General features: G+C 71.0%; 13 protein-coding genes. 4 read left to right on the forward strand and 9 right to left on the reverse strand.

Annotation, left to right across the window (positions count from 1 at the left end):
* Nucleotides 1–43 precede the first annotated feature (43 nt).
* Complete coding sequence (nrdR, locus tag ABD817_RS14895; RefSeq protein WP_344918478.1) at nucleotides 44–505, reverse strand: transcriptional regulator NrdR; 462 nt, start codon at nucleotides 503–505, stop codon at nucleotides 44–46.
* A 406-nt stretch (nucleotides 506–911) separates the two neighbouring features.
* Nucleotides 912–1,184: a LysM peptidoglycan-binding domain-containing protein gene (locus ABD817_RS14900; protein WP_344918479.1), complete on the reverse strand. Its 273-nt coding sequence runs from the start codon at nucleotides 1,182–1,184 to the stop codon at nucleotides 912–914.
* 784 nt (nucleotides 1,185–1,968) lie between these two features.
* Here ABD817_RS14900 and lexA point away from each other — a divergent pair.
* Complete coding sequence (gene lexA / locus ABD817_RS14905; RefSeq protein ID WP_344918480.1) at nucleotides 1,969–2,679, forward strand: transcriptional repressor LexA; 711 nt, start codon at nucleotides 1,969–1,971, stop codon at nucleotides 2,677–2,679.
* 291 nt (nucleotides 2,680–2,970) lie between these two features.
* Here lexA and leuS read toward each other — a convergent pair whose 3' ends face one another.
* Nucleotides 2,971–5,439, reverse strand: coding sequence for a leucine--tRNA ligase (gene leuS, locus ABD817_RS14910; protein ID WP_344918601.1), 2,469 nt, complete (start codon nucleotides 5,437–5,439; stop codon nucleotides 2,971–2,973).
* Between the two features lie 553 nt (nucleotides 5,440–5,992).
* Between leuS and ABD817_RS14915 the strand changes: the two genes are divergently transcribed.
* Nucleotides 5,993–8,773 (forward strand): collagen-like protein, encoded by a 2,781-nt coding sequence (locus ABD817_RS14915; RefSeq protein WP_344918481.1) that lies wholly within the window; start codon nucleotides 5,993–5,995, stop codon nucleotides 8,771–8,773.
* 40 nt (nucleotides 8,774–8,813) lie between these two features.
* On the opposite strand, the gene ABD817_RS14920 is transcribed toward ABD817_RS14915, so the two are convergent.
* Both ABD817_RS14920 and ABD817_RS14925 read right to left on the reverse strand, forming a co-directional pair.
* On the reverse strand, nucleotides 8,814–10,046 hold the full coding sequence (locus ABD817_RS14920) for a cytochrome P450 (RefSeq protein ID WP_344918482.1): 1,233 nt from the start codon (nucleotides 10,044–10,046) through the stop codon (nucleotides 8,814–8,816).
* Between the two features lie 251 nt (nucleotides 10,047–10,297).
* A complete protein-coding gene (locus ABD817_RS14925) occupies nucleotides 10,298–11,863 on the reverse strand; it encodes a GMC family oxidoreductase (protein WP_344918483.1) in 1,566 nt (521 codons plus the stop codon).
* Nucleotides 11,864–12,033: 170 nt separating this feature from the next.
* Here ABD817_RS14925 and ABD817_RS14930 point away from each other — a divergent pair, with 170 nt between their 5' ends.
* A complete protein-coding gene (locus ABD817_RS14930; protein WP_344918484.1) occupies nucleotides 12,034–13,566 on the forward strand; it encodes a long-chain-fatty-acid--CoA ligase in 1,533 nt (510 codons plus the stop codon).
* A 187-nt stretch (nucleotides 13,567–13,753) separates the two neighbouring features.
* On the opposite strand, the gene ABD817_RS14935 is transcribed toward ABD817_RS14930, so the two are convergent.
* The 4 genes from ABD817_RS14935 to ABD817_RS14950 all read right to left on the reverse strand — a co-directional run bounded on the left by ABD817_RS14935 (nucleotide 13,754) and on the right by ABD817_RS14950 (nucleotide 19,252).
* Nucleotides 13,754–15,013: a class I SAM-dependent methyltransferase gene (locus ABD817_RS14935; RefSeq protein WP_344918485.1), complete on the reverse strand. Its 1,260-nt coding sequence runs from the start codon at nucleotides 15,011–15,013 to the stop codon at nucleotides 13,754–13,756.
* Nucleotides 15,014–15,027: 14 nt separating this feature from the next.
* On the reverse strand, nucleotides 15,028–16,377 hold the full coding sequence (locus tag ABD817_RS14940; protein ID WP_425583359.1) for an FAD-binding oxidoreductase: 1,350 nt from the start codon (nucleotides 16,375–16,377) through the stop codon (nucleotides 15,028–15,030).
* 118 nt (nucleotides 16,378–16,495) lie between these two features.
* Complete coding sequence (locus tag ABD817_RS14945) at nucleotides 16,496–17,503, reverse strand: NAD(P)-dependent oxidoreductase (protein ID WP_344918487.1); 1,008 nt, start codon at nucleotides 17,501–17,503, stop codon at nucleotides 16,496–16,498.
* 96 nt (nucleotides 17,504–17,599) lie between these two features.
* On the reverse strand, nucleotides 17,600–19,252 hold the full coding sequence (locus tag ABD817_RS14950) for a serine/threonine-protein kinase (RefSeq protein ID WP_344918488.1): 1,653 nt from the start codon (nucleotides 19,250–19,252) through the stop codon (nucleotides 17,600–17,602).
* A gap of 214 nt (nucleotides 19,253–19,466) precedes the next feature.
* Here ABD817_RS14950 and ABD817_RS14955 point away from each other — a divergent pair, with 214 nt between their 5' ends.
* On the forward strand, nucleotides 19,467–20,600 hold the full coding sequence (locus ABD817_RS14955) for a CaiB/BaiF CoA transferase family protein (RefSeq protein WP_344918489.1): 1,134 nt from the start codon (nucleotides 19,467–19,469) through the stop codon (nucleotides 20,598–20,600).
* Nucleotides 20,601–20,619: the final 19 nt, after the last annotated feature.

Here is a 20,619-nt window from a genome sequence, read left to right on the forward strand (position 1 = left end):
CCACACCAACGCGCCGCCTCACCCCCGGCGCCCGGGGCCTGCATCAGTCCCGCTCGGTGGAGCGCTCCGCGCGGAGCTTCTCGATCTCCGCCTCGAAGTCGGCCAGGGTCTCGAAGCCCCGATAGACGGAGGCGAAGCGCAGGTACGCCACCTCGTCCAGCTCGCGGAGCGGGCCCAGGATGGCGAGCCCGACCTCGTGGGCCGCGATCTCGGCGCACCCGGTGGCCCGGATGCTCTCCTCGACCCGCTGGCCCAGCTGCGCCAGGGAGTCTTCACCGACGGACCGCCCCTGGCACGCCCGCCGGACCCCGGCGATCACCTTGTCCCTGAAGAACGGCTCCGTCACACCGCTGCGCTTGCTCACCATGAGCAGGACGGTCTCCTGCGTGGTGAACCTGCGCCCGCACTCCGAGCACGTGCGCCTGCGGCGGATGGCCCCACCGTCCTCGGTGGCCCGGCTGTCGATGACTCGCGTGTCCATATGACGACAGAACGGACAATGCACGCGTGTCGCCTCCTTGACCTACCGAAGCGGCCACCCCACCTCACCCGCCCATGACACGCACGCCGAGACGCCCGCGCACACACCTTCGAATAGTCGAGGTGCGGTAATGGAAACACAATCTGTGGTGAAGGGTTGCGATGCAGCCACTAGATGTTGTGGTCCAACCGTAGAAGTGCTCGACCATGAACGCAAGTTGAAACGACCTTGTCGCACGAAGTCGCTGATCAGCCGTCACGTCCCGGCGTGTCGCCGCCCGAAGGAGGCCCCTCTCGCCCCGGGCGTCCCTTCCCTCACAATCACCCCAGGCGACCCGTCAGGAGGGACCTCTCACGTCCCCGGCGCCTCTTCCCTCACGATCGTCCGGAGACCTGTCAGGCGAGGCCCTTCAGTCGCGCCACCGACCGGGTCACCTCAGGGGGACGAGGCCCTCGGGGAGATAGAGCCGATCCCCCGGCCGGACCTCGGGGCCGGAGAGCCCGTTGAGGTCCATGATGCGACGGACCGCCGGGCCGGTGTCCGCCTCCTCCGTCAACGCGTCCGCGATCTCCCACAGCGTGTCGCCCGCGTGCACCGTGATCCGCGGCAGGCCCTCAAGACCCGCCCGCTCGCCCGCCGAGGCCAGGTCGACGCGCCCGCCGATCCAGAGCACCGCCAGGGTGAACAGCACGAGCACCGTCACCGCCACGATCCTGCCACGCCGGGTGAGCCGAAGCGGCCGCCGGGAGGCCCGCGGACGGCGGGAGACACCCGGACGGCGAGCGGCACCGGGACGGCGAGTGGCACCCGGACGGTGAGCCGCACCCGGACGGCGGGCGCCCACCGTGGGCGCCGCCGCCGATCCCGGCGCCCGTCCCGGCCCGGACTCGCGCCCGGCCCGCCGCCCGGTCCCCCACTCCGGCTCACGACCGGCCCGTCGCCTCCGGTCGCGCCCGGACGACTGCCCCGCCTCACGGCCGGACCCTCGCCCCGGCTCGCGTCCGGGCCGTCGCGACGCCTGCCCCGGCTCGCGCCCGGACTTCTTCACGGACTCGCGGCCGGACTCCCGCCTCAGCCCGGCCTCGGACCTTCGTACGGACTCCGGTCTCAGCGCGGACTCCGGTCTCAGCGCGGACTCCGGCGCGAGACCCGGCTCGGACCCCGGCTCCGGTCTCGGGGGCGGCACGAGCCGCAGGCGCGGCGCCCCCGGTGATCGCTGCGCCGCCCGGGACCTCGGCGTGACCCTGGATCGTGGTGTCGTCGCGGTCGGTTTCACGGTGCCCCCCATCCCTTCGACCTGGCCGAACACATGTCGAAGAAAGATCGGTGAATCGAACACGATGTCGATCGAACTCCCGTACGATGTTGTACACCACGGCGTCGCCGATTTCGAGGACATTCGAACAATTGTTTGAGTATGATCTTCGGCCGAGGTATGGTCGCTGTGTGCGACGTGTTAAATACAGACCGGGAGGCGAGGAGTTCGTATGAGCCAGCACAACGAGAACGGTTCGGCCGCCAGCGACCTGGCGGTGCGAAGGCGTGACTCCCTTGGCCTCACCCCCAGGCAGCGGAAGATCCTTGAGGTGATCCGCGATTCCGTGCAGCAGCGCGGTTACCCGCCGTCCATGCGGGAGATCGGCGAGGCGGTGAAGCTCACCAGCACCTCCAGCGTGTCGCACCAGTTGACGGCTTTGCAGCGCAAGGGCTACCTGCGGCGTGATCCGCACCGCCCCCGCGCCCTGGAGGTCCGCCTTCCCGGCGAGCCCGTGTTGTGGGTGGATCCCGACTCCGGTGAGGACGAGGCTCCGGTCAGCCGTCCGACCGCCGCCTATGTGCCTCTCGTCGGCCGGATCGCCGCCGGTGGCCCCATCCTCGCCGAGGAGAGCATCGAGGACGTCTTCGCCCTGCCCAAGCAGCTTGTCGGCGAGGGCACGCTCTTCCTCCTCCAGGTGACCGGTGACTCGATGATCGAAGCCGCCATCGCCAACGGCGACTGGGTGGTCGTACGCCAGCAGCCGGTCGCCGACAACGGCGACGTGGTCGCGGCGATGATCGACGGCGAGGCCACGGTCAAGACCTTCAAGCGCAGAGACGGCCATGTCTGGCTGGTCCCGCACAACCCCAACTACGACCCGATCCCCGGTGACGAGGCCACCGTGCTCGGCAAGGTCGTCGCGGTCCTCCGCAAGCTCTGACGCGAGCGTCCCGCGCAGGCTCGGAACCACCTTCCACGGGCTCTGGGACGTGGACTCCGAACCACCGAACCACACCGTTCGGGCACGGGCTTCGAATCACGCGCCTCCAGCCTCCGCGCGACACGCCGGAGGAGGCGCGACACGCCGGGTGGGTGGTGTCCCGAGGTCGGGACACCACCCACCCGGCGTTTTCACGTGACGGGATGTGCCGGGAAGTCCCCGCGCCGGGGGCACGGGAGCGAGGTTCCCGCAGCGACCCCGAGACCCGCGCGAGACGGCCTCCCCGGCCGCCTACGGGACGATGTTGACCAGCTTGGGCACGCGGACGATCACCTTGCGCGGCGCGCCCGACAGGAAGGACCGCACCTTCTCCGACGCCAGGGCCAGCGACTCCAGGTCCGCCTCGGAGATCTCCGGGGAGACCTCCAGCCGGTCGCGCACCTTGCCCGCGACCTGGACGACGCAGGTCACCGACTCCTGGACCAGCAGCGCCGGGTCGGCCACCGGCCAGCCCGCGGTGGCGACCGAGGCGGCGTGTCCCAGCCGCTCCCAGCCCTCCTCCGCCGCGTACGGCGCGACCAGGGACAGCATCACCGCCAGGGTCTCGGCGGCCTCCCTGACCGCCGGGTCGGCGGCGCCGGGCCCGGAGTCGATGGCCTTGCGGGCCGCGCTCGTCAGCTCCATCATCCGGGCCACCGCGACGTTGAAGCGGTGGGAGTCGATCAGCTTGGTGACCTCGTCGATGGTGTGGTGGACGACCTTGCGCAGGTTCAGGTCTCCCGCGGTGACGTCCACACCGGGCGCGGAGGCCGCACCGGCCTCCGCCATGACGCGGAACGCGCGGGCCAGGAACTTCTGCGAGGCCGCCGGGGAGACGTCGGCCCAGTCGATGTCGTCCTCCGGCGGCCCGGCGAAGACGACGGTCAGCCTGACCGCGTCGACACCGTGGGCGTCGATCTGCTGCCCCAGGTCGACGCCGTTGCCCAGCGACTTGGACATCGCCTTGCCGTGGTTGATGACCTGCCCCTGGTTCAGCAGGCGGGTGAAGGGCTCGACGAAGTCGACCATCCCCATGTCGTGCAGGACCTTGGTGAAGAACCTGGCGTACAGCAGGTGCAGCACGGCGTGCTCGACGCCGCCGATGTACTGGTCGATCGGCCCCCACCTGCGCACGCGCTCGACGTCGAACGGGCCCTCGTCGTAGGCCGGGTCGACGTAACGCAGGAAGTACCACGAGGAGTCGACGAAGGTGTCCATCGTGTCGGTGTCGCGCCTGGCCGGGCCGCCGCACTTGGGACAGGAGACGTTGACCCAGTCCTCGGCCGAGGCCAGCGGGGAGACGCCCTTGGGCGCCAGGGCCTCGCCGCGCATGTCGGGCAGGGTGACGGGCAGCTGGTCGTCGGGGACGGGGACCTCGCCGCAGTCGGCGCAGTGGATGATCGGGATCGGGCAGCCCCAGAAGCGCTGGCGGGACAGCAGCCAGTCGCGCAGCCGGAAGTTGACCGTGAAGCGGCCGGTGCCCCGCTCACTCAGCACCTCGATGATCTTCCGGATCGCGTCGGCCTTGGTCAGGCCGTCCAGCGGACCGGAGTTGACCATCGCGCCGTCACCGGCGGTGGCGACGCCGGTCTCGCCGGGGTCGGCCAGGCCGGTGTGCACGACCACCCGTACCGGCAGGTCGAAGGCGCGGGCGAAGTCCAGGTCGCGCTGGTCGTGCGCGGGCACGGCCATGATGGCGCCGTGGCCGTAGTCGGACAGCACGTAGTCGGCCGCCCAGACCGGCATGCGCTCGCCGTTGACCGGGTTGATCGCGTACCGGCCCAGGAAGACGCCGGTCTTCTCCTTCTCGGTGGACAGCCGGTCGATGTCGGACAGCTTGGACACCTCGACCCGGTAGGCCTCGAACGCCTCGCGCCGGTCGTCGGTGACGATCTCCTCGGCCAGCGGCGCGTCCGGGGCGACCACGAAGAAGGTCGCGCCGTACAGGGTGTCGGGACGGGTGGTGTAGACGGTGACCGGCTCGTCACGGCCCTCGATCACGAAGTCGACGTCGGCGCCCTCGGACCGGCCGATCCAGTTGCGCTGCATCGTCAGCACGCGCTCGGACCAGCCGCCCTCCAGCAGGGACATGTCGTCCAGCAGCCGGTCGGCGTAATCAGTGATCTTGAAATACCACTGGGTCAGCTCGCGGCGGACGACCTCGGCGCCGCAGCGCTCACACCTGCCGTCCTTGACCTGCTCGTTGGCCAGCACGGTCTGGTCGTTCGGGCACCAGTTGACCAGGCCGCCCTTGCGGTAGGCCAGGCCGCGCTCGAAGAAGCGGTTGAACAGCCACTGGGTCCACTTGTAGTACGAGGTGTCGCTGGTGTGCAGGCGGCGGGACCAGTCGAAGGAGATCGCGTAGCGCCGGTAGGAGGTGGCCTGGGTCTCGATGTTGGCGTAGGTCCACTCCGCCGGGTGCGCGTTGTGCTTGATCGCGGCGTTCTCGGCGGGCAGACCGAAGGAGTCCCAGCCGACGGGGTGCAGCACGTTGTAGCCGCGCTGGACCCAGTAGCGGGAGATGACGTCGCCCAGGGCGAAGACCTCGGCGTGCCCCATGTGCAGGTCGCCCGAGGGGTAGGAGAACATGTCGAGCATGTAGCGCCGCTCGCGCGGGTCGGCGGGGTCGTCGGAGGCCCGGAAGGGGTCCAGTTCCTCCCACCTGCGCTGCCACTTGACCTGCAGGGCCTGCGGGTCATAGTGCTGCTCGTCGCTCTGCATGTCGGCTCGCTCGCTCACGTCGATCTTCCTCGGGGTATGCCTGCGTGGATGGTCCGACCCGTCCGGCCCAATACAAAAACCCCCCGCTCACGCGGAGGGCAGCCGCATCGGCAGGTCGCTCAGGGACGGGAAAGCCGATGCGGCCCGATAAGCAGGGTCGCGGCACGCATAGGGCAAGACTATCGCAGCCCGCAAGGCGTATTCATGGCCGGAGGAAACAGGGCCGATCGCGGCGAACGGGGGACAGGGTCCGGCCAGGTCAGCAGAATGGAGCTTCCCGCGATCGCCGGGACAACGAGACCCGATGGCTATACGCCTGTTGTGACCTCGTATGTCTCTCGCGTTTACTCTTCTAACCGTGGCACATTCAGCAGAGCCGGGGCAGGGCCCGGATCCGATGGAGGTCGGCCTGCCCATGCAGGATCCACCGACCGATCCCACCGGACTCCAGTTCAGGGGGGCGTTCTCCAGTTTCCCTGCGAGCCCCCCCGCCTCACGTGAGACCATGCCCAATGCGCCTAATTCGGGCACCCGCGCGGGAGGTAAGGAAAGCATGGCCTCGGAGCAGTCCAGCCAGTCCCACCTGCCTTCGGCATGGCCGGAGGCTGCCGAGCCATCGGCCCCGTGGACGAACGACCCGCTCGGCACCGGTCCCCGGCTTCCCCTCCCGCAGGACGAGCAGCGGGGCGGCAACGGCTCCTCCTGGCAGACCTCACCCGCCTCACCCGGCGGAGGGCAGCGCGCCTCCGCCCCCCAGGCGGACTCCCCCGGCGGCGGCTGGCCCCAGAGCACCCCGCCCCAGAACGACGGTCGTACGCAGAGCCCGCAGGCCGACGGCTGGGCACAGGCGTCAGGCTCGCAGGGCGACGGCCGGCCCCAGACGCCGGCCTCCCACAGCAACACCAGCTGGTCGGAGGCTTTCAGCCCGCGCAACGACAGCTGGGCGCAGGCGTCGAACTCCTCCCAGGGGGACAGCTGGTCCCAGGCGTCGAGCTCCCAGGGTGACGGCTGGTCCCAGGCATCCGGCCCGCAGAACAACGGCTGGGCCCAGGCGTCGAACTCCCAGGGGGACGGCTGGGCTCAGGCGTCGGGCCCGCAGGGCGCCGACAACCGGCACCAGACCTCCCCCGGCAACGGATGGCCGCAGCCCTCCCAGGACGGTGACCAGCAGCACGCTCCCCCGGCGGACTCCCCCGGCGGCAACGGCTGGGCCCAGGCCACCACTCCACCCAACGACGCCTGGCCCCAGAGCACCCCGCCCCAGAACGACAGCCGTACGCAGAGCCCGCAGGCCGACGGCTGGGCACAGGCGTCAGGCTCGCAGGGCGACGGCTGGTCTCAGGCGTCGAACTCCCAGGGCGATGGCTGGGCTCAGGCATCCGGCCCGCAGAACAACGGCTGGGCCCAGGCATCGAACTCCCAGGGCGACGGCTGGGCTCAGGCGTCGGGCCCGCAGGGCGCCGACAACCGGCACCAGACCTCTCCCGGCAACGGATGGCCGCAGCCCGCCGCCTCCCAGGACGGCTGGGCGCAGGCGTCGGGCCCGCAGGCCGACGGCGACGGCCGCACCCCGTCCTCTCCGGGCAACGGGTGGCCGCAGTCCACCCCGTCGCGGGACGGCAACGGTCAGCACCCCCCCGTTCCCCCCGCGGACTCCCCCGGCGGCAACGGCTGGGCCCAAGCCACCACCCCGCCCAACGACGCCTGGCCCCAGAGCACCCCGCCCCAGAACGACGGCCGCGCGCAGAGCCCGCAGGCCGACAGCTGGGCACAGGCCACCAGCCCGCAGAACAACGGCTGGGCCCAGGCGTCCAGCCCGCAGGGGAACGCGCACCGGCAGGGTTCCGGTGTGGCGGGGAACGACGCCTCCGGCCGGCCCCCCGCGGAGCACAACGGATGGTCACCGGCGCGGGCGGAGAACGCCCCCTGGCCGCCCACGCCCCCGGCGGGCGGTGGCGCGTGGCCTCCGGCCTCCCCGGGGGCGGAGCCCGCCGAGGCGCAGACCTCGGCGTTCACCCCCTCCTGGGCAGGCGACGACGCCCCGGCCGCTCCCTTCGGCGGCGCCTCCCCCGGCACCGCTCAGGGCCCCCTGCCCGGTGGTCCCCCCTTCGGCGCCCCACCTGACGGCGGCGCGAACGGCGCCCCGGACGGCGGCGGCGCGGGCAACGGGAACGCGCGGCGCAGCTACGGCGTGCCGGACAACCCCGCCATGTGGGCCCTGGCCGCGGCGAACGCGGCGGCTCCCAACGCGCCCTCCCCCCAGGCCCCCGTTCACCCCGGACCCGGCCCCCAGCCGGGACAGCCCCAGCCGGGCCAGGCGAGCCACCCCGGCCAGCCGGGACAGCCAGGGCAGTCCGGACATCCGAGTCACCCAGGACAGCCAGGGCACCCGGGTCAGTCAGGGCATCCGGGACAACCGGGTCAGCCGGGGCACCCCGGCCAGCCCGGACATCACCTGAGCCGCGACCCGTCCGACCCGAACAAGCCGTTCGTCACCGCGGGCCAGATCAGCGGCCCGAAGACGCCTCCGCCGGAGCGCCAGCAGGAGCTGTGGAACACGGTCTTCGGCGACAACTACCAGGCCATCGAGGACGAGGACGAGCTCGGGGAGCGGGGCCGGCCGATCTGGATCTTCGCGCTGGCCGGGTCCGTGGTCGTCGCGCTGCTCGGCGCGGTGCTCTGGGCGTTCCTGGCCGGGCCGCTGGCCTCCGCCGACGAGGAGATCCCCTCCGACCCCAAGCCCTCGGCGGCGACGACCAAGAAGCCGGCCAAGCCCGCCGCCATCGGCCGCCTGCCGCGTTTCGCCGGTGAGGCGTCGCCGGTGGCCGGTACGCTCACCGACCAGCAGGCGGGGATCACCCTGACCCAGCTCGGCGCCCCCTGGCGGCAGGATCAGCGTCCCACCATGCCCGCCACCTACGGCTTCACGACCCGCCAGTATCTCCCGGCGGGTACGGACTCCACCGGCAAGGCCCAGTTCGCGCAGCTGATGTCAGGCCCGCTCTCGCAGCGTTTGAGGGCCAAGTACACCTCGCCGGAGAACCTCGCCCCGGTGATCAACGCGGTGGCCTCCAGCGGGCGCAACAGGTTCTTCCCCGAGGACAACACCGCCCGTAAGACCGCTCAGCAGACCCTGTCGGTGAACGGCCTGCCGGGCCAGCTCGCCGCGTACGAGATCACCTCTGGCGACTCGAAGACGACCATGGTCGTGGCGGCCGTGAGCACCGGCGCCGACCTGCCCGCGATCGTCTACATGTCGGTGCCGGACAGCAAGAAGGAGCTGCTCCCCGACATCAACACCGTCTTCAAGTCGATCCGCGCGCTGGATCGGTGAGCGTCCCGCCCGTCGGGAGACCCGGGAAGCTCCCGGAAGGCTAGAAGGTGCACCTCACGCGCTTGATGCCGTTGATGAAGCTGGAACGCAGGCGGTCGGGCTCACCCACCGAACGGATGTCCGGCAGGCGGGTGAACAGCTCGCGGAACATCACGGTGATCTCGCGGCGGGCCAGGTGGGCGCCGAGGCAGAAGTGCGGACCCGGGCCGCCGAAGCCGACGTGCGGCCCCTCGGTGCGCCGGATGTCGAAGCGGTGCGGGTCGGTGAAGACGCTCTCGTCGCGGTTTGCGGCCCAGTAGTACAGCAGGACCTTCTCGCCCTCGCGGTAGCGGTGGCCGTTCATCTCGTGGTCGCGGGTGAGGCTGCGGCGCATCCAGGCGACGGGCGAGGCGAGGCGGACGACCTCCTCGACGGCACCGGGCAGGCGCCCGTCGAGGTCTTCGAGCAGCAGTGCCCGCTGGCCGGGGTTCTCGCTGAACAGGTGCAGGCCGTGCGAGATCGCGTTGCGGGTGGTCTCGTTGCCCGCCACCACCAGCAGGATGAAGAACGAGCCGAGCTCCTGCATCGTCAGCTTCTCACCGTCGATGTTGGCGCTGGTCAGGGCGGTGGTGAGGTTGTCTCCGCCCTCGGCGGCCAGGGAGACGACGAGGTCCTGGAGCCCCTGTCCCGCGCCGAGGAGCAGCTCGGCCGCGCGGCTGACGTCGGCGATGAACTCGGGGTCGCCGCCCGACAGGATGACGCTCGTGGCGTCGAAGACCGCCTGGTAGTGCTCGGGACCGATGCCCATCATGTCGCAGATGATCTTCAGGGGCAGCTTGGCGGCCACCTCGGTCACGAAGTCGCAGCCGGGCCCCTTCGCGATCAGCTCGTCCACGATCCGCACGGCGGCGGCCTCGACGTCGACCTCGAACTGCTTGATCATTTTTGGCGTGAACGCCCGGGAGACGATCCTGCGCAGCCTCGCGTGCCGGGGATCGTCCATATTGATCATCGAGCCGAAGTACTCGCCGAATTCGGGGCCGAGGTCCTGGATGGACGTCGCCCCCCGGCCCGAGGAGAAGACGTCGGGGTGGCGGCTGGCCTCGATGATGTCCGCGTGCCGCACCAGGGCGTAGTAGCCGGTCCCCGGCGGGGCGAACGGGATCTCGGGCTCGGTGAACAGGACGGGCCCCGGCTGCGCGCGGAGCACCGCGAAGGCGGCCTCCCGCTCGGCCATCGGCCGCTCCCAGAAGGAGATGTCCGACAGATCGATGTCCGCGAGTGAAACCGTCATGCCAGCCTCCACTAGAACCGCGTTCTGTTTTGTGGATCCTGCCACAGGACCCTCAGCCCAACCAGCCCGGAACGAGGTCGTCGACTTTCCCCGGAGCACTCCAGATGCGGGAAGCGCCCGGCCTGCAGAACATGCTCCACCCTGGAACCCGGCGAAAGGAAGGCTGGAGCCTGGCCAAGCTGGTCCCTCCGGGTGGCCGGTATCCGGAAGGTACCCCGGCGGCCCGCGCCTCCACGCCTCCGCGCCTCACCTCAACGGCTCAACGACTCGGCCGCGATGAGATCGGCGGCCCTTTCGGCGATCATGACGGTGGGCGCGTGGGTGTGTCCCCGGGTGATGACCGGCATGACCGAGGCGTCGGCCACCCGCAACCCGGCGATCCCCCGGACCCTCAGGGCGGGATCCACCACCGACCCGGGATCCTCGCCCATCCGGCAGGTGCCGACCGGGTGGTAGAGGGTCTCGCTGCGCTCGCGGATCCAGCGGACGAGCTCCTCGTCGGTCCTCGGGCCCCAGTACGGGTCCATCGGGGGGCCCGCGAGCGGTCGGAGCGCCTCGGTGGCGAACAGCTCCCCGGCCTTCCGCAGCCCGGTGACCATCCGCCGGACGTCGGCCTCCGCCGTCAGGTAGCCGGGGTCGATCACGATGTCCCGGCCGTCCAGCGAGATGCGTCCTCGGCTCTCCGGCCGTAGCAGGATCGAGGCGATGGTCAGGCCGTGGCCGGGCGGCGGGGTGAGGCCGTGGCCGACGAAGGACCCGGGAGCGAAGATCAGCTCGATGTCGGGGGCGGGCTCCTCCTCCGAGGTACGGATGAACGCCACGGCCTCACCGACGTTGGAGGTGAGCATCCCCCGGCCCCCGGCCAGGAAGCGCAGCAGGTTGCCCGCCGACTCGGCGCCGGCGAGGGTGATCGGCTTGAGACAGTGCAGGAAAATGCCCGAGGCGAGGTGGTCCTGGAGGTTGGCGCCGACGCCGGGCAGCTCGTGGACCGGCTCGACACCGGCGGCCAGCAGCTCGTCGGCCGGGCCGACGCCCGACAGCATCAGCAGGTGTGGCGAGCCGATCGTCCCGGCCGACAGGATGACCTCCCCGCGCGCCCGTACCACCGCCGCGCCGCCGCCGTCGTCGCCGTACTCCACCCCGGTCGCGCGACCGTCCTCGACGAGCACCCGGCGCACGCGCGAGGAGGTCAGCACGGTGAGGTTGGGCCGCTTGGCCGCGGGGGCGAGGTAGGCGTCCGCGGAGCTCCAGCGGCGGCCCCTGCGCTGGGTGACGGGGGTCGGCGAGCAGCCCTCGTTGGAGGGGCCGTTGAGCTCGTCCAGGCGGGCGATGCCCAGCTCCTCACAGGCCCGCAGGAACAGCGCGGTGGCGGGGTTCGGGGAGCGCAGCTCCGAGATGTGGATCGGGCCCTTCGTGCCGTACACCTCGCCGCGGTTGGAGCCCGCGCGGCGCTCGGTCCTGCGGAAGTACGGAAGGACGTCCTCGTAGGACCAGCCCGGTATGTTCCATCCGTCGTAGTCGGCGCGGTGCCCGCGCACCCACATCTGGGCGTTCATCGAGGAGGATCCGCCGAGCATCCGGCCACGCGGCCAGTACAGCTCCCTGCCGGACAGCTCGGGCTGCCTGACGGTGGTGAAGTCCCAGTCGCGCTCGGTCTTGAACAGCCTGGAGAAGCCCGCGGGCATCCGGACCTCAAGCCCCCGGTCGGAGCCGCCCGCCTCGATGAGGGCGACCCTCGTGCCGGGATCGGCGGAAAGACGGTTGGCCAGCACACACCCCGCCGACCCCGCGCCCACGATGACGTAGTCGTACTCCACGCTCACTGACCTTTCATCGCACAGACGGCCAGCTCGCCTCCCCGTAAGCGCGCTCCTATCTGCTTACTCCCCCGCGGTTTGCCCGTCAATTTGTCACCGTGTTACCTACCGGTCGGTATCCCGGACTGTCAGTATGAGCGGGTCAGAGCTTGCTCGGAGGAGGACGCACGATGCTCAACCTGTCGATCGCGCTGGAGGACAGCGCCCGGGAGGCCCCCGACCGCACCGCACTGGTCTTCGGTGACCTGCGGCTGCCGTACTCCCTGGTCAACACCGTCGCGAACCAGGTTGCCAACCTCCTGGTCTCCCGGGGGATCGGTAAGGGCGACAAGGTGGCGCTGGCCTGCCCCAACCTGCCCTACTTCCCCTTCGTCTACTACGGGATCCTCAAGACCGGTGCCACGGTCGTGCCGCTCAACGTGCTGCTGCAGTCCAGGGAGATCGCCTACCACCTGGAGGACTCCCAGGCCAAGGCGCTGTTCTGCTTCGAGGGCACCCCCGAGCTGCCGCTGGGCGAGCGGGGCAGGGCGGGCTTCGAGAACTCCTCGGCGGAGCACTTCCTCGTCCTGCCCGCCACCGCGTTCGCCACCGAGTCCGAGTACGGGGAGACGCTGTGGGCGGCGCTGGACGGCGTGTCCGGCGAGTTCGAGACGGTGCAGACCGCGCCCGACGACACCGCGGTGATCCTGTACACCAGCGGTACCACCGGCCAGCCCAAGGGCGCCGAGCTCAGCCACCAGAACATGCTGGTCAACGCCATGGTCTCCGACGAGATGTTCCCCCGCACCGAGGGCGGTGACGCCTACCTGGCGGTGCTGCCGCTGTTCCACTCCTTCGGGCAGACCGTCGTGATGAACGCCGGGTTCCGGCGCCGGGGGACCATCGTGCTCGTGCCGCGCTTCGAGCCGGGCCCGGCCCTGGAACTGATGCGCACCGAGAACGTCACGCTGTTCGCGGGCGTGCCGACCATGTACTGGGCCATGCTGACGAAGATCCACGCCGACGGCGACGAGGTGCCCACCTCGCTCAGGGTCGCGGTCGCCGGCGGCGCCTCCTCCCCCGTCGAGGTGCTCAAGGACTTCGAGAGGACCTTCGGGATCGGCATCCTGGAGGGCTACGGCCTGTCGGAGACCTCCCCGGTGGCCAGCTTCAACCAGCTGGGCAGGCCCACCAAGCCCGGCACGATCGGCACGCCGATCTGGGGGGTGGAGATGAGGCTGATCGACGGCGACTGGAAGACGATCGAGGGCGAGGGGCCCGGCGAGATCGCGATCCGCGGCCACAACGTGATGAAGGGCTACCACAACCGGCCCGAGGCGACCGCCGAGGTCATGAGGGACGGCTGGTTCCGCACCGGTGACATCGCCACCCGCGACGCCGACGGCTACTACTCCATCATCGACCGGGTCAAGGACATGATCATCCGGGGTGGCTTCAACGTCTACCCGCGCGAGCTCGAAGAGGTCCTGATCACCCATCCCGAGGTCTCCCTCGCGGCGGTGGTCGGTGTCGCCCACGACTCGCACGGTGAGGAGGTCAAGGCGTACGTCATCCGCACCCCCGGCGCGACGGTCACCGAGGAGGAGCTCATCGCCTGGGGCAGGGAGAACATGGCGGCGTACAAGTATCCGAGGATCGTCGAGTTCCGCGACACCCTGCCGATGACCGCGACCGGGAAGATCCTCAAGCGCGAGCTCCGCTGAGGGGCCCGCATCCGCCCGGCCGATGGAGCCGCGAAGCCGGACGGCCCCCGCCGCGGAGTGTCCGCGGCGGGGGCCGTCCGGTCCGGTGTGAACGCGCCCTCGTGAGGGGCCGCGCGGATTCTCATAGAGGAACGTCCCAGATGAGCGTCTCCCGCGCGGGGTCCCGCGTGAGCGTGTGTCCCGGAGGTCAGGGCCAGTCGAGCGAGGGACGGAGCGGGACGCCGGCGCTGCCGTCGTCGTTGAGCTTCACCCCGAGGACCTGATGGAGCTGGATCTTGTTGCGTTCGAAGCCGACCACGCAGGCCGCCATGTAGAGGCGCCACACCCGCGCCGTGCCCTCGCCGACCTCCCGGACCGCCTCGTCCCAGTGCTCGTCGAGGTTGGCGCACCAGAAGCGGAGGGTCTGCGCGTAGTGCTCGCGCAGGTTCTCCTCGTGGCGGATCTCGAAACCGGTGTCCTCGATCTGGCGCGCCAGGTAGCCGACCGACTCCAGCTCCCCGTCGGGGAAGACGTAGCGGTTGATGAAGCCACCGGCGTTGAGGGTCTTCTCCGTGCCCGTCGGCCGGGTGATGCAGTGGTTGAGCAGCCGTCCGCCGGGGACGAGCTTGTCGTACAGGAAGCGGAAGTAGAAGGGCAGCTGGTCCTTGCCGATGTGCTCGGTCAGGCCGATCGAGCTGACGGCGTCGAACCCGGTCTCCGGCACGTCGCGGTAGTCCATGTGGCGGACCTCGGCGAGCTCGCCGAGCCCGGCCTCCGCGATGGCCTTCTGCGCCCACTCGGCCTGCTGGCGCGAGAGCGTGACCCCCAGCGCCTTCACGCCGTACTCGCGGGCGGCGTGGATGACCATGCCGCCCCAGCCGCAGCCGACGTCCAGCAGCCTCATGCCGGGCTTGAGGGCCAGCTTGCGGGCGACGAGCTCGAACTTGGTGAGCTGCGCCTCCTCCAGCGTGGACTCCTGCTCGGGGAAGACCGCGCAGGTGTAGGCCATCGAGGGGCCGAGCACCCACGAGTAGAACTTGTTGGACACGTCGTAGTGGTGGTGAATGGCCTCGGCGTCGCGCTGCTTGGCATGCCTGCTGCCCATCCGGGCGAGCACGCTGCGCCGCACCTCCTGCGGAGGCGGCGGCATCCGCGTCAGCAACGGGCGGATCCCCAAAGCCCGGATGGCGGCGAGCTTCTGCCCGACCGGGATGTCGTTGACCGTGAGCGACCACATGCGAGACAGCAGGGTGTACATGTCACCGTCGACGTCGAGGTGACCGGACACGTAGGCCCTGGCCAGGCCCAGCTCTCCGGGGGCCTGTGCCAGGTACGCGACGGCCGCCGGCGTTTTCACCTCGACGCTGATGTCGGCGCCGGCCGGCCCGGCCTTGCTTCCGTCGTAGGCGACGAAGCGCACGTCCGCCTCGGGCCCCATGACCTTCTCGAAGATCTCTGCGAGCAACACAGAATCAGCCTCTCTTAACGCCCCCGAACACATTTGTCGTAGAGGTCGAGCAACCGGCCACCCCCGTCGTATGCCCGCTTGACCGGCCAATAGGCAGTTCCGTTATAAAACCGCCAGAATTCATCCTCCGGGTAGAACGAGGTGGAGTACAGCGATTTATGTCCCTCCAACTCGTGAACCCGATTCTCGATCAGACGGTTGTGATAACCGTCGAACTGCCCCCTGGGGAGCGGAACCGTCCCCCAGAAGCCGAAGTTGACGTAGAGGCGGCCCGGATCCAGCGGGTAGAGCGGCCACTCGCCGGTGGATTTGAGCGGGCACATCCAGACCGGCGTCATCCCGACCTTGTCGTGGAAGAACTCCAGGAACTCGGCACCGCGCTCGACGGGCACCTCGATGTCCTGGATGACCGACTCCTGCACGGGCAGGTCGCGCCAGCGGTCGACCCTGGCGATCACCCCGTACTTGCGGTCGAGGCCGACGAGCTTGCGGTAGACGTCCGAGCGCATCCACTTGCGCGGCATCAGGGACCGCACCAGCGCGGTCTGCACGCCGAAGGCGCGCGAGCACCAGAACCAGTCGGTGTCCCAGCGCCACAGGTAGTCGCGGACGGTCAGCCAGTCGCGGGTCCTGGTCTGGATCGACCGGTAGTAAATGCGCATCCCGGTGTAGTCGGAGAGGTACGGGGCACGCTCGGCGAAGCGGCCCACGGTGATGTAGAGCTCGCCGGGACCGAAGAACGTGCCGTCCACGAAGTCGACGCGCTCGCCCTCGTACTCGCCGTGCTCGCAGATCTCGCGCATCGCGAGCATGCACTTGTCGGCGTCGCCGAACGGGATGTGGGTCAGCCTGACGTACGGCTGGACGGGCTTGAGCTTGATCCGGATCCGGAGGGCGTAGCCGAGCGTGCCGTAGGAGTTGGGAAACGCGCGGAACAGGTCGCGGTGCTCGTTGTCGTCACGGGCCACCACGATCCGGCCGTCGCCGGTGAGGATCTCCAGCTCCTCCACCGACTCGTGCGGCAAACCGTCCCTGAAGCTGGTGGACTCGATGCCGAGCCCCGTCACCGCCCCGCCCAATGTGATCGTCTTCAGCTGCGGCACGACGTACGGCATGAACCCGTGGGCGAGCGTGGCGTCCACCAGGTGCTCGTAGGTCGTCATCCCCTGGACCTCGGCGGTCATCGTCACCGGGTCGACCTCGATGACCTGGTCCAGGTCCCTGGCCGACAGCTTCGCCGACCGGGTGCCCTCCCTGAACCGGAACAGGTTCGTGGTGGCCTTGGAGAGCCGGGGCACCGCGTCTCCCGGGATGGCGGCGTAGGACTCCCTGATCTGTTCCACCGCTTGCCGGTGCGCCGACATCTCTGTCATCTGTCGCACGGTAATCACCCCCATGACCTTGTTGGAAAGATCGCCCCTAGGCACGTTATATCTCGGATGTCTCCAGAGCCAGGTGGGGCGCGTTAAACACGGGAAAACTCTACGACCGTCCTTCTCGCGATCTTCGACCGACCACCGTATCGACCCCGTTGATCACATTCGCCACCGGGCGGCCCTCGATCGCGGCCTCCAGGTTGTCCAGCACGCACCGGATCAGGCGGCCGGTCGACTGCGGGGTCACCCCGGCCACGTGCGGCGATAGCAGGACCCGGGGACTGGCGCGCAGCGGGTCGTCCGGCGGCGGGGGCTCGGTGTCGAACACGTCGAGCGCGGCACCGCCCAGGTGCCCCGACTCCAGGGCGGACAGCAGCGCCGCCGAGTCGACCACCTGCCCCCTGGCGGCGTTGACGAGCAGCGAGCCCGCGGGCATCAGGGAGGGGTCGATCAGCCTTCTGGTCTCCTCCGTCAGCGGGATGACCAGGACGAGCACGTGGGAGCCCGCGACCAGCTCGCCGAGTTCCCGGTAGGCGTAGGGCGCCTCGCGCGGCGTGCGGGTCCAGTAGGAGACCTCGCATCCGTGGGCGGCGAACATCCGGGCGGCGGCCTCGCCGATCGGGCCGAACCCGACGATGCCGACGCGCGAGCCGTACAGCTCGGCGGGCCCGAGGTCCAGCTGCGGCCAGCGTCCCGCGCGGACCGCGGCGTCGGCGTCGAGCAGCCGCCGTGACAGGGCGAGCGCGGCGGCGAGGCACCATTCGGCCACCGCGACGGCGCTCACCCCCGCCGTGTTGGCCAGCGGCACGCCCGCCGCGGTGAGCGCGGCGAGGTCGTGGCCGTCCACGCCCACCGAGGGCTGCTGCACGAACGCCAGGTCCGGCGCGGCCCGGACGGCCTCGGCGTCCATGACGAGCCCGCCGCTCCAGTCGCCGACCACGATCTCCGCGTCGCCAAGGGCGGCGAGCAGCGACTCCCGGTCGCGGGCCGCGGGCACCGACACGGAGATCCGGTCGCCGAGCGAGCCGAGCAGGTTGCGCACCGCCTCCTCGGGGAGCGGCGGCAGCGCGAGCACCTTCCAGGGCATGTCACTCGCCTCCACGGGGATCTCCACGGGGATGGTGGCCGCCGGGCGCGCGGGCCGGGCGTCCTGCCGTCATGTCACTCGCCTCCGGGGCTTCCGGGGGAGGCGGGCCTCCCTCCGGTCATATCACTCGCCTCCACGGGGGTGGAAGCTGTCGAACACGCGGGTCATGAGGGCCCGCTGGGCGGCCCAGTCGGCCTCGTGGGTGGTCCAGCTGAGCACCATGACCGAGTCGCCAACCTCGACGAACCGCCGCACCTCGTGGTAGGTCACCCCGGCCTTGGCCCAGGGCGCTCCCCCGCCGTCCTTCATGCTCCAGGTGAACTCCCACTGGAGCCCGGCTCCGTAGGCGAGGGGGATGTTGGCCGTGTCCTCGGAGTGGATCTCGCTCCACTGGACGACGTTCTCCTTGACGATCTCCTGGAGCGGCTCCAAGCCGTCGGCGCTTCCCTCCAGCGGCTCCACCGACAGGTGGGCGGCACCGTCGCGGCGCAGCCACTGGGTGTAGCCCGTCTCGGCCGCCCAGTCGCCGGTCCACCCGGCCGGGTAGCCGATGGACCAGTTCTCCGGGGGACGGGCCCGCCACGTCTTCAGCGCTCCGGCGGGCGCCGCCGTCCTGGTCCTGCTGGGGGTCGGGGTGGGGGTTGGGGTGGGGGTCTCCGCCTCGGTCGCCTCCACCGGCTCCGGCGCGGTCTCGGCGATCGTGGGCACGGAGCGCGCCACCGTCCGCTGGTCCGGCTGCGACATCGCCACGGCCGCCGCGGCGCCCCCCGCGGCCAGGACCACGACGGCCCCCACGATCAGCGGGAGCCGCCCTCCCCGCCGGCGGCGGCCGGACGCGGCCGAGGCCCCGGTGCCGCGCCCGTCCCGCTCCCCGCCGTGGTGAGGGGTCTTGCCGATGCGGCTGAAGCTCTCGTCGGTCCGGCCCGGCGTCTCGCCCGTACGGCCGCGGTGGGCGGCGGTCTCCCCGGTGCGGCGGGCCGCCGCCGACGGGTCGTCGATGACCTCCGCCAGCATGGCGTCGGCCTGCCGCGTGGTCAGCCGGTGGGCGGGCTCCCGCTGGAGCATGCCGATGAGCACCGCGCGCATCTCCTGGGGCACCCTGCCGAAGTCGGGCTCCTCGGTGAGGAGCGCGCCGAGGGTGGAGATGGCGTCGCGGCGCTCGAAGGGGCCGTGGCCGACCATGGCCGCGTAGAGGGTGGCGCCGAGTGCCCACAGGTCGGACCAGGGGCCGGCGTCGGTGCCGGTGGCGCGCTCGGGCGGCAGGAAGCTGGGCGAGCCCGTCACCATGCCGGTCTGGGTCAGCGAGGTGTCGCCCTCGATGGTGGCGATGCCGAAGTCGGAGAGCACCGCGCGCCCCTCGGCGTCCAGCAGGATGTTGCTCGGCTTGACGTCGCGGTGCAGGATCCCGGCCTCGTGGGCGGCGCGCAGGGCCGACAGGACCTGGCGGCCGATGTCGGCGACCTGGCGCACCGGCAGCGGGCCGACCTCGTCCAGCCCGCGCGCCCTGACCAGCTCCATCACGATCCAGGGGCGGCCGTCCTGCTCCGCCACGTCGTAGATCGCCACGATGCCCCGGTGGTTGAGCCTGGCCGCGGTCCTGGCCTCGCGGGAGGTGCGGGTCAGCTGGACCTGGTGCTCGGCCGGGGAGAGGTTGGGCGGCAGGAGCACCTCCTTGACGGCGACCGAGCGGTTGAGGAGGGTGTCGTAGCCCTCCCACACGACGCCCATCCCGCCCCTGCCGAGCTCTCGCAGCAATCGATAGCGCCCAGCGACCACCCGTTCACTGTGCGGATATGTCATCGCAAAACCCCTAGGTCCCATTCGGAGAGGGCGCAAGTTTCCCATACGCGCGCGGGCGCCACGCGGCTCCTCGCGATGTGTCTTGCCATCGAAAGCCGAATGTTGTTCTACTTGGGCGGGAGGACGGCGGCGCACGCCACCGGGGCGCCGTACCCGAGGAGAGCCGGTACCACACCCGAGGAGAATGCCGATGGAGCGCGTGACCAGGAAGGGCCCGCTGGCCGGAGTCCGCGTGCTCGAACTGGCGGGGCTCGCCCCCGGGCCGTTCGCCGGGATGATGCTGGCCGACCACGGGGCCGAGGTGCTGCGCGTCGAGCGCGCGAGCGTCGTCGCCGGGGCCGGGGACCGGCCGCGTCCCGACGTGATGGACCGGGGCAAGCGGACGGTCGGCCTGGACCTGAAGTCCCCCGAGGGGGTGGCCGCGTTCAAGGAACTGGCCCGCCACGCCGACGTCGTCGTCGAGGTCTTCCGGCCCGGGGTCGCCGAGCGCCTCGGCATCGGCCCGGCCGACCTGCACGCGATCAACCCGCGCCTGATCTACGGGCGGATGACCGGCTGGGGCCAGGACGGCCCGCTCGCGCCGGCCGCCGGGCACGACATCGACTACATCGCCGTCTCCGGCGTGCTGTCGATGCTGGGCCGCGCGGGCGAGCGCCCCACCCCGCCGATCAACATCCTCGGCGACTTCGCCGGGGGCGGCCTCATGCTCGCGTACGGCGTGCTGCTCGCGCTGATCGAGCGGGAGCGGACCGGCGAGGGCCGGGTGATCGACGCCGCCATGGTGGACGGCGCGGCGACGCTGTTCGCGATGTTCCACCACGGCGTGCAGACCGGCGGCTGGGGCCCACGCGGCACGAACCTGCTCGACACCGGCGCGCCGATGTACGACACCTACGAGACCGCCGACGGCCGGTACGTGGCCGTCGGCGCGCTGGAGCAGCGGTTCTGGACGGAGATGACCACCCTGATGGGCCTGGAGGACCTGCCCGACCGCGACGACAGGTCGCGGTGGCCCGCGCTCCGCGAGCGGCTGGCCGAGGCGTTCCGCTCCAGGACCCGCGCCGAGTGGGAGGCGGTGTTCGACGGCTCCGACGCCTGCGTCTTCCCCGTCCTGGAGGGGGACGAGGCCGCGGAGCACCCGCACAACAAGGCCAGGGGCACCTTCGTCGAGGTCGGCGGGGTGCGGCAGCCCGCGCCAGCGCCGCGCCTGCTCGGCGTGCCCGAGCAGGACCTCTCCCCCGCCACCCGGCTGGCGGACCTGTCCTCCTGGGGCCTGCCGGAGGAGACCGCCGCCGGGCTGCGCGCGGCGGGAGTGCTCGCCTGACCTGATCGTCCCATGTCAC

The sequence above is a fragment of the Streptosporangium oxazolinicum genome, from assembly GCF_039537505.1.
In the GTDB taxonomy this organism is placed as follows: domain Bacteria; phylum Actinomycetota; class Actinomycetes; order Streptosporangiales; family Streptosporangiaceae; genus Streptosporangium; species Streptosporangium oxazolinicum.